The organism is Streptomyces botrytidirepellens, from assembly GCF_003721215.1.
Lineage (GTDB): Bacteria > Actinomycetota > Actinomycetes > Streptomycetales > Streptomycetaceae > Streptomyces > Streptomyces himastatinicus.
In genome coordinates this window covers 1-7,738 of sequence record NZ_RIBZ01000714.1, presented here as the reverse complement: position 1 = coordinate 7,738, position 7,738 = coordinate 1, and the positions used below count along the sequence as shown (strand labels likewise).

8 protein-coding genes and 1 pseudogene are annotated in these 7,738 nt (G+C 73.3%); 4 read left to right on the top strand and 5 right to left on the bottom strand.

Features of this window, described 5'->3' with window-relative positions; genetic code table 11:
* From EEJ42_RS36715 to fxsA, 3 genes and pseudogenes are all read right to left on the bottom strand, one after another.
* A pseudogene (locus EEJ42_RS36715) lies at positions 1–279 on the bottom strand (hypothetical protein); the annotation flags it as partial.
* Entirely contained in the window at positions 276–1,508 is a 1,233-nt protein-coding gene (locus EEJ42_RS36710; protein ID WP_246097605.1) for an FxsB family cyclophane-forming radical SAM/SPASM peptide maturase, read from the bottom strand. The gene EEJ42_RS36710 and the pseudogene EEJ42_RS36715, both read right to left, overlap by 4 nt.
* Positions 1,505–1,675, bottom strand: a complete 171-nt coding sequence (gene fxsA / locus EEJ42_RS36705; protein ID WP_184503449.1) for an FxSxx-COOH cyclophane-containing RiPP peptide — start codon at positions 1,673–1,675, stop codon at positions 1,505–1,507. Before fxsA ends, EEJ42_RS36710 begins: the two co-directional genes overlap by 4 nt.
* Positions 1,676–1,816: 141 nt before the next feature.
* Between fxsA and EEJ42_RS36700 the strand changes: the two genes are divergently transcribed.
* Positions 1,817–3,499 (top strand): chloride channel protein, encoded by a 1,683-nt coding sequence (locus EEJ42_RS36700; RefSeq protein WP_123106516.1) that lies wholly within the window; start codon positions 1,817–1,819, stop codon positions 3,497–3,499.
* On the opposite strand, the gene EEJ42_RS36695 is transcribed toward EEJ42_RS36700, so the two are convergent.
* Together EEJ42_RS36695 and EEJ42_RS36690 are read right to left on the bottom strand one after the other, a co-directional pair.
* Complete coding sequence (locus EEJ42_RS36695; RefSeq protein ID WP_123106515.1) at positions 3,429–3,794, bottom strand: CU044_2847 family protein; 366 nt, start codon at positions 3,792–3,794, stop codon at positions 3,429–3,431. The two genes, EEJ42_RS36700 and EEJ42_RS36695, sit on opposite strands and share 71 nt — an antisense overlap.
* 36 nt (positions 3,795–3,830) lie before the next feature.
* On the bottom strand, positions 3,831–4,694 hold the full coding sequence (locus EEJ42_RS36690; RefSeq protein ID WP_123106514.1) for a hypothetical protein: 864 nt from the start codon (positions 4,692–4,694) through the stop codon (positions 3,831–3,833).
* A 283-nt stretch (positions 4,695–4,977) separates the two neighbouring features.
* On the opposite strand from EEJ42_RS36690, the gene rplM reads away from it, so the two are divergent.
* The 3 genes from rplM to glmM all read left to right on the top strand — a co-directional run bounded on the left by rplM (position 4,978) and on the right by glmM (position 7,501).
* Positions 4,978–5,421, top strand: a complete 444-nt coding sequence (gene rplM, locus EEJ42_RS36685) for a 50S ribosomal protein L13 (protein ID WP_123106513.1) — start codon at positions 4,978–4,980, stop codon at positions 5,419–5,421.
* Between the two features lie 41 nt (positions 5,422–5,462).
* Positions 5,463–5,966 carry a 30S ribosomal protein S9 gene (gene rpsI, locus EEJ42_RS36680; protein WP_123106512.1) on the top strand — a complete coding sequence of 168 codons (504 nt, stop codon included), beginning with the start codon at positions 5,463–5,465 and terminating at the stop codon, positions 5,964–5,966.
* Positions 5,967–6,142: 176 nt separating this feature from the next.
* A complete protein-coding gene (gene glmM / locus EEJ42_RS36675) occupies positions 6,143–7,501 on the top strand; it encodes a phosphoglucosamine mutase (protein WP_123106511.1) in 1,359 nt (452 codons plus the stop codon).
* Positions 7,502–7,738: the final 237 nt, after the last annotated feature.

The following is a 7,738-nucleotide window of genomic DNA, read 5'->3' as shown; positions in this document are numbered from 1 at the left end:
GCCCGCGGCGCTCGCGGCGCGGACGCAGTACGCGGCCCACGCGCCCGTCGCCGGGAGGTCCAGCGCCGCGGCGAAGGCCGCGGGGGAGTGGCGCTGGACGTCGGCCAGCAGCGCCAGCCCGGCCGCCGTCCCGTCGTCGCCCCCCAGATCCTTCAGCGCCCGGAGCAGCAGCAGGGTCCGGCTCCGGGCGCCCTCCCGCAGCAGCTCCGGCCGGACCGGGCCGTCGCCGCGCCCCAGAGACTCCAGATCGGCCGGGGTGGGGGCGAGGAAGCGGCTCACCGGACGGTTCCGGCGCCCGACAGACGGGCCAGGTCGGCCCGGACGACGTCCGCGACGTGGCGGATGAACGCCTTGAGGTCGGGGCTGTAGACCGAGGGGTTGCGGAACCCCGCCCCCGGCCGGTAGCGGTGCGGGTAGAGCCCGCCGCCGCACACGGCCTCCACCGGGCAGGCCCGGCATTCGGCGGCGAGGGCGTCCCGCCCCAGCTGGCGGGCCACGATCCCGGGATGGTCGAGCAGGTCGTCCAGGCCGTGCCGGAACACATCGCACCCGGTGTCCGGCGCCCCCGCGTACGCCGTCTTGAGCAGGTCGGACTGGGTGAGCCGGCCGTCCGTCTCGACCACCACCAGCCGGGACGGGCCGCCGCCCACCGACTCCACGCGGCTGGTGCCGCCGAGCAGCAGATCGAGGACGCTCTCGAAGAACGGCAGCCGGACGGTCTGCTCGGGAGCCCCGTACCAGAGGTCGAAGACCGTGGTCAGCCAGCGCGCGTACGGCACGTGGCGCGGGTCGGCCGTGCGGCCGGGCGGTGGGCTGCCCCAGTGCCCGAGCGGCAGCAGCAGGTCGATCGCCGGGGGCGCGAACGACATCAGATGGCGGTAGGTCGCGGCGGGGTCGGCGGTGACGTCCACCGTGCACAGCACCCCGGCCCACAGCGGCCGGTGCTCCGGGCGGCCCAGCAGGGTCAGCGCGTCGGCGACGGCTTGGTGGCTGCCGCCGCCGTCCGCGCGGGCGCGGTGCCGGTCGTGGACGGCCGGGTCGCCGTCCATGCTGACGCCGAGCAGGATGCCGTGGTCGTGGCACAGCCGCAGCACCGCCTCGTCGACGAGGGTGCCGTTGGTCTGGGCGAGGACGTCGAGCCGGGTGTGGTGCGGCAGCAGGGCGCGCAGCCGCCGCACCAGCCTGCCGAGGAACTCCGCCCCGGCGAGCAGCGGTTCACCGCCGTGCAGCAGCACCCGCACGGACGGCAGCCGGTGCGCGGCGGCGTGGTCGGCGATGCGGCGGCAGGTGCGCTCGGCGGTCGGCCAGGCCATGGCGCGGGGCTGGTCGCGCCAGCTCTGGTCGGCGCCCTGGTACACGTAGCAGTGGTCGCAGGCCAGGTTGCACCGGCTGTGCACCTTCAGCAGGAATTCGCGGAACGGCAGCCGGGGCACCCCCGCGGCCCGCAGGCCCGGTACGTCCAGGGCGTCATCGGGCCAGAAGCGTTCGTTCGATAAGCCGTGGGTCACGGCCGGTCGGACGGTCCGGTGGGGAGGAGCTGGGCGCCCGAGTCATAGGCGGATATGGCGGGTTCGGCCGCGGCCACCTCGTCCACGACCCGGTGCAGGGCGTTGACCAGCGCACTGCTGGAACCGCTCAGGATGTCGTCCAGGGGGAGGCCGGTCAGATCCGGCATAAGAGGCTCCCGCTCGCCGGTGATCCCGTGCATTGTCTCCCCCTCGAATCAGTGTGTGAATCAACGTCAGGAACGTTGTGGGGATGCCAATATGGACCGTGAAGAAGTGAAGATGGTGCATACCGGCCCGAGGGAGCTCCAGTGCCAAGCCTACGATATGGCGGGTCCGGGCGGAAGAAATGGCTCCCGGGCGACGAACCCGGCGGGGACACCCTGGCCCGATGGGCGCTGCTCGCGGTCGGCATCGGCGCGGTCGCGGGGTTGGGCGCGGCGGGCCTGTTCGGCCTGCTGAAGCTCGGCACCCACTGGGTGCTCGGCGAACTCGGCGGCTACCACCCGTACCGCACGACGGTCGAAGGCGGCTTCGACGTCGCGTCCTCCTTCGAGCGACCCTGGGCGGTGCCGCTCGTGGTCGCCGGGGGCGCCCTCGCCGCCGCGGCCCTGGTGCGCTGGCTGGCCCCCGAGGCGGGCGGGCACGGCACCGACGCGGCCATCGCCGCCGCGCACCACGCGCCGCTGGGCATGCGCGGCCGGGTGACGATCGTGAAGATGGTCGCCTCCGCGCTCACCATCGGCTCCGGCGGTTCCGCCGGTACGGAGGGACCGGCCGCCCAGATCTCCGCCGCCTTCGGCTCCGTCTTCGCCCGCCGCGCCCGGCTGACCCCCGCCCAGGCCCGTACCGCGGTGGTGATCGGCCTGGCGGCCGGGGTCGGGGCGGTGTTCCGGGCGCCGCTGGGCGGGGCGCTGCTCGGCGCGGAGCTGCTGTACCGCAAGGACGCCGACGTGAGCGTCGTCCCCAAGGCGCTCCTCGCCTCCGCCGCCGGGTACGCGGCGTTCGGCCTCTGCTTCGGCTTCGGCCCGGTCTTCGGCGAGCACGCGGTGAGCGGGGCCATCGGGTTGGGGGACCTGCCGCTGCTGGTGGTGATCGGACTGCTGGCCGGGGGCGCCGGGCGGCTGTACGCGGCGGCCTTCTACTGGGTCCACGACCGGGTGGAGCCGCGCTCCCGTACGACCGTCCGCAAGCTGCTGTTCCCCGTCGCCGGGGGCCTCGCGGTCGGCTGCCTCGGCCTGCTCGTCCCGGGGGTCCTGGGCACGGGGTACGGGCTGATGGAGGGCGAGATGGAGCGGGACGTGCTGCTCGGCCTCTCCCTCTGGGCCGTGCTGCTGGTGCCCCTCGCGAAGATCGTCGGCACCGCGCTCACCGTGGGCTCGGGCGCATCGGGCGGCATCTTCGGCCCCGGGTTCGTGATCGGCGCGGGCGTCGGGGCCGCGGTGTGGCGGCTGGCCGAACCGCTCGGGCTGGCGCCGCGGAGCCCGGCGATGTTCGTGATCGTGGGCATGGCCGCCTGCCTCGGGCCGGTGGTGCGGGCCCCGGTGGCGGTCCTGGTGATGGCCGTGGAGACCGGCGGGGACTCGGGGCTGCTGGGGCCGGGCGTCATCGGGGTGCTGAGCGCGGCGCTGGTCATGGGAGGCGTGACGATCTACCGCAGCCAGCTGGACCGCCGGGAGGAGAAGGAGCCGGTGACGGAGCTGACGGCGGTGATCCCGCCGGAGGACGCGCCGCCCCCGATGTCCGCCCCGGCGACCCCCGCCGACGCGGCGCTCGCCGACGCCGCCCCGGTGGATACGCCGCGCGACGCCGCGCCGCTCGGCGATGTGGCCCTGAACGACGCGGCCCTGAACGATGCGGCCCTCGGTGACGCGGCCCTCGGTGACGCGGCCCTCGGTGAGGCGCCCCTCGGTGAGGCGCCCGTCACCCGTCCTCGTCCGCGCCCTCGTCCTCCGCGGCGGGTCGGTCGCGATCGCGCTCCCAAGTCATTTTGATCTTGAGGTGGCCGTCCACCCCGGTCTTGGCGATCACCGCCCCGGCCTGGGCGCTCAGCTTCACGCCGAACTCCAGCTCCACCGTCGACGGCGGCTCGGGCAGCGTGCTGAGCTGGGTCAGTGCCCGCGCGGCCGCCTCCCGGACCCGGGCGAACCCGGCGTCGAAGGTCGCGCTCGCATCGGGGATCCCGTTCCGGCCCCCGGCGGCCAGCCGCACCCCCGGCTCGTCGTCCTCCACCTCGACGATCACGCTCGCCGTACCGTCGCCGAGCCGGAACCCCACCAGCTCCGCCATGGAACCCCCCTCCGGACGCCCCCGTGGGCGTCGCCGTCAGCCGTTGGAGCCGGCGGCCGCCGACGCCTGCGCGTTGCCGCGGGCCAGGATGCGGCGGAAGGTGTAGTCGGCCATGTCGCGCCCGGCCTGGAGCGCCTTGGTGTCCGCCGTCGTCACCTTCTTCCCCGAGGTGTACCCGGAGATCGTGAAGTACGCGTACCGCCCGATCGCGTTGGCCGAGGTGCGGCACGCCGTCTGGCGGCAGAACGACGGAACACCGCCGCCCGACAGCGACGCCACGTTCGGCTTGTACCCGTCCTTCGCCTTCTCCGCGCCCGCCCGGCCGTCGAAGACGGCGACGCCGATGGTGACCGCCACGCCGTCCCGGGAGAAGGTGGCGCGCAGCAGCTTGCGGCACCCGTTGCCGCTGAGCACCGACCCCAGGGCGCCCTGGGTGCCCGCCGCGCAGCTCGCCGTGGAGGAGGTCGCCGCCTTCGCGTACGAGCGGCCCTCCTTCGCGGCCTCCTCGTCGGGGAAGAGCGTCCTGGCGCTCAGCGGCGCCTTGTCCCGCTTCGCGTCGGAGATGATGTCCAGCGGCTTGGGCGGCGCCGGGGGAGCGACGTTGGAGAACGACGGCTCGGGTGACTGCGACTCGCGCGGCAGCGTCGGCTGCGAGGGCAGGTGCTTCGCCGAGTCGTCCGAGGAGCCGCCGCCATCGTTGCTGCTGACCACCGCCGTGGCGACCATCGCCCCGACGGCCGCCGTCGCGAGCACCGCGCCCCCGATGAAGAGCCATCGGCGGCGCCGGCCGCGCGCGGCGGTGTGATCTGCCATAGCGGCCCAGTCCGGCGTCGACGGCCGAGACGACTGAGGCGGCTGAGATCCCCCGGGCCCGTACGGCCCCCCTTGCCCAAAGCTCATGGCGCGCATCCTAATCCCGGCAGGTGACACCGGGGACCCGTCGGGGACCGGGTGACAGCTGGGGGAGGCGTTTTGACCCCCGTGGGTGCGGGCCGGTATTCTGCCAGTTCGTTATGCGTATTGGCTTGCTCGTTCTCACGTGAGTGGCCGTTACGCCGGTTCACCGGGCCGATGACCAGCGGCAGGCACTCGGAATGCGTCACCGAGGTGCGGCCAGGGCTGTCGTGATCGTCCGGGTGGCCTTGTCAGGACCACACTCACTGAAGAAGCGAAGGCTACGACCGTGCGTACGTACAGCCCCAAGCCCGGCGACGTGCAGCGTCAGTGGCACGTCATCGACGCCACCGACGTTGTCCTCGGCCGTCTGGCTACCCAGGCCGCCACCCTCCTCCGGGGGAAGCACAAGCCGGTGTACGCGCCGCATGTCGACGCGGGTGACTTCGTTGTCATCATCAACGCCGACAAGGTGCACCTCTCCGGCAACAAGCGGACCCAGAAGATGGCGTACCGCCACTCGGGCTACCCCGGTGGTCTGCGCTCCGTCCGCTACGACGAGCTGCTGGACAAGAACCCGGAGAAGGCCGTCGAGAAGGCCATCAAGGGCATGCTCCCGAAGAACACCCTGGGCCGTCAGATGCTCTCGAAGCTGAAGGTGTACTCGGGCGACCAGCACCCGCACGCTGCTCAGCAGCCGGTCCCGTTCGAGATCACCCAGGTCGCGCAGTAAGTCCGGCCACCCCCTAAGACGAAGAGAAGCTGAGGAGCATCGTGGCCGAGACCACCGCCGAGACCCCCCTCGATGTCGAGGAGTACACCACCGAGAGCGTGGAGACGATCGAGTCGGAGTACACCTCCGAGTCGCTCGCCTCGCGTTTCGGGGACCCGCAGCCGGCCGCCGGCACCGGGCGCCGCAAGAACGCCGTGGCCCGTGTCCGCATCGTGCCGGGCAGCGGCCAGTGGAAGATCAACGGTCGCACCCTTGAGGAGTACTTCCCCAACAAGGTGCACCAGCAGGAAGTCAACGAGCCCTTCAAGGTGCTCGAGCTGGACGACCGCTACGACGTCGTCGCCCGCATCGCGGGTGGTGGCGTCTCCGGCCAGGCCGGTGCGCTGCGCCTGGGCATCGCCCGCGCGCTGAACGAGGCGGACGTGGACAACAACCGCGGCCCGCTCAAGAAGGCCGGCTTCCTGACCCGTGACGACCGCGCCACCGAGCGCAAGAAGTCCGGTCTGAAGAAGGCCCGTAAGGCGCCGCAGTACAGCAAGCGTTAATCCGCTTCACCACGCGGTTCGGCGGCTTCCGCCGCTCGTCGACACGCCCCGGCGGCACCACCCGTGCCTCCGGGGCGTTCGGCTATCGCCACCAGGGGGCGTATACCTACAGGCAAGCGTCTATCAATCTCCACGCAAGCTTCTGCCCCCACAGCTCGTAATCTCGGAGGACACCAGTGGGACGACTCTTCGGTACGGATGGTGTGCGCGGCGTCGCGAACGCCGATCTGACGGCTGAGATGGCGCTCGGCCTGTCGGTCGCGGCGGCGCACGTGCTCGCCGAGGTGGGAACCTTCGAGGGCCATCGGCCGGTGGCGGTGGTCGGGCGGGACCCACGCGCGTCCGGGGAGTTCCTGGAGGCCGCCGTGGTGGCGGGGCTCGCCAGCGCGGGCGTGGACGTGCTGCGGGTGGGTGTCCTGCCGACGCCTGCCGTCGCCCACCTGACCGGCGCGCTCGACGCGGACCTCGGCGTGATGCTCTCCGCCAGCCACAACCCGATGCCCGACAACGGCATCAAGTTCTTCGCCCGCGGCGGCCACAAACTCGCCGACGAGCTGGAGGACCGCATCGAGACCACCTGCCGCGCGCACGCCTCCGGCGAGCCGTGGGACCGGCCCACCGGCGCCGGGGTCGGCCGGGTGCGCGACTACGCGGAGGGCTTCGACAACTACGTCGCCCACCTCGTCGACGCCCTCCCCAACCGCCTCGACGGACTCAAGGTCGTCATCGACGGCGCCCACGGCGCCGCCTCCCGGGTCTCCCCGGAGGCGTTCGCCCGCGCCGGGGCCGAGGTCGTGACGATCGGCGCCGAGCCGGACGGCCTCAACATCAACGCCGGCTACGGCTCCACCCACCTGGCGCGGCTCCAGGCCGCCGTCGTCGAGCACGACGCCGCCCTCGGCGTCGCCCACGACGGCGACGCCGACCGCTGCCTGGCCGTGGACTCCGTCGGCCGCGAGGTCGACGGCGACCAGATCCTCGCCGTCCTCGCCCTCGCCATGCGCGAGGCGGGCACGCTGCGCGGGAACACCGTCGTCGGCACCGTCATGTCGAACCTCGGCTTCAAGCTCGCCATGCAGCGCGAGGGCGTCGAGCTGGTCCAGACGGCGGTCGGCGACCGCTACGTCCTGGAGGAGATGAAGGAGCACGGCTACGCCCTCGGCGGCGAGCAGTCCGGCCACGTCATCGCCCTCGACCACGCCACCACCGGCGACGGCACCCTCACCGGCCTCCTCCTGGCCGCCCGCGTCGCCGCGACCGGCCGCACCCTGGCCGACCTCGCCGGGGTGATGGAGCGCCTGCCGCAGGTGCTGATCAACGTCCCCGACGTCGACAAGTCCCGCGTCGCCAGCAGCGCCGACCTGGCCGCCGCCGTCGCCGAGGCCGAACGCGAACTGGGCGAGACGGGCCGCGTCCTGCTCCGCCCCTCGGGCACGGAGCCCCTGGTCCGCGTCATGGTCGAAGCCGCCGACATCGACCAGGCCCGCTCGGTGGCCGGCCGCCTGGCCGACGCCGTGAAGTCGGCCCTGGGCTAGCCGCCGGGCCCGCGGCCCCATGCTCCGCCGGTTTTGAGCCAGCTGCCCTCAACCGCAGGAGGGGCTGGATTCCCAGCCCCTCCAGGCACCCCCAGCGGTAACTGGGGGAAGCTTGAGCAGCCGGGCCCGGGGCGGAGATGCCCACCCCCAGCCCCTCCGGCGTTTGAGGAGCGGTGTCTGGGCGGAGCCCCAGCCGGGTCCGGGGCGGAGATGCCCCACCCCAGCCTCTCCGGCGTT

Bases quoted from the DNA above. Each gene is read 5' to 3' on its own strand.
- fxsA (WP_184503449.1), bottom strand. From the start codon at position 1,675: ATGCCGGATCTGACCGGCCTCCCCCTGGACGACATCCTGAGCGGTTCC.
- EEJ42_RS36695 (WP_123106515.1), bottom strand. From the start codon at position 3,794: ATGGCGGAGCTGGTGGGGTTCCGGCTCGGCGACGGTACGGCGAGCGTG.
- EEJ42_RS36690 (WP_123106514.1), bottom strand. From the start codon at position 4,694: ATGAGCTTTGGGCAAGGGGGGCCGTACGGGCCCGGGGGATCTCAGCCG.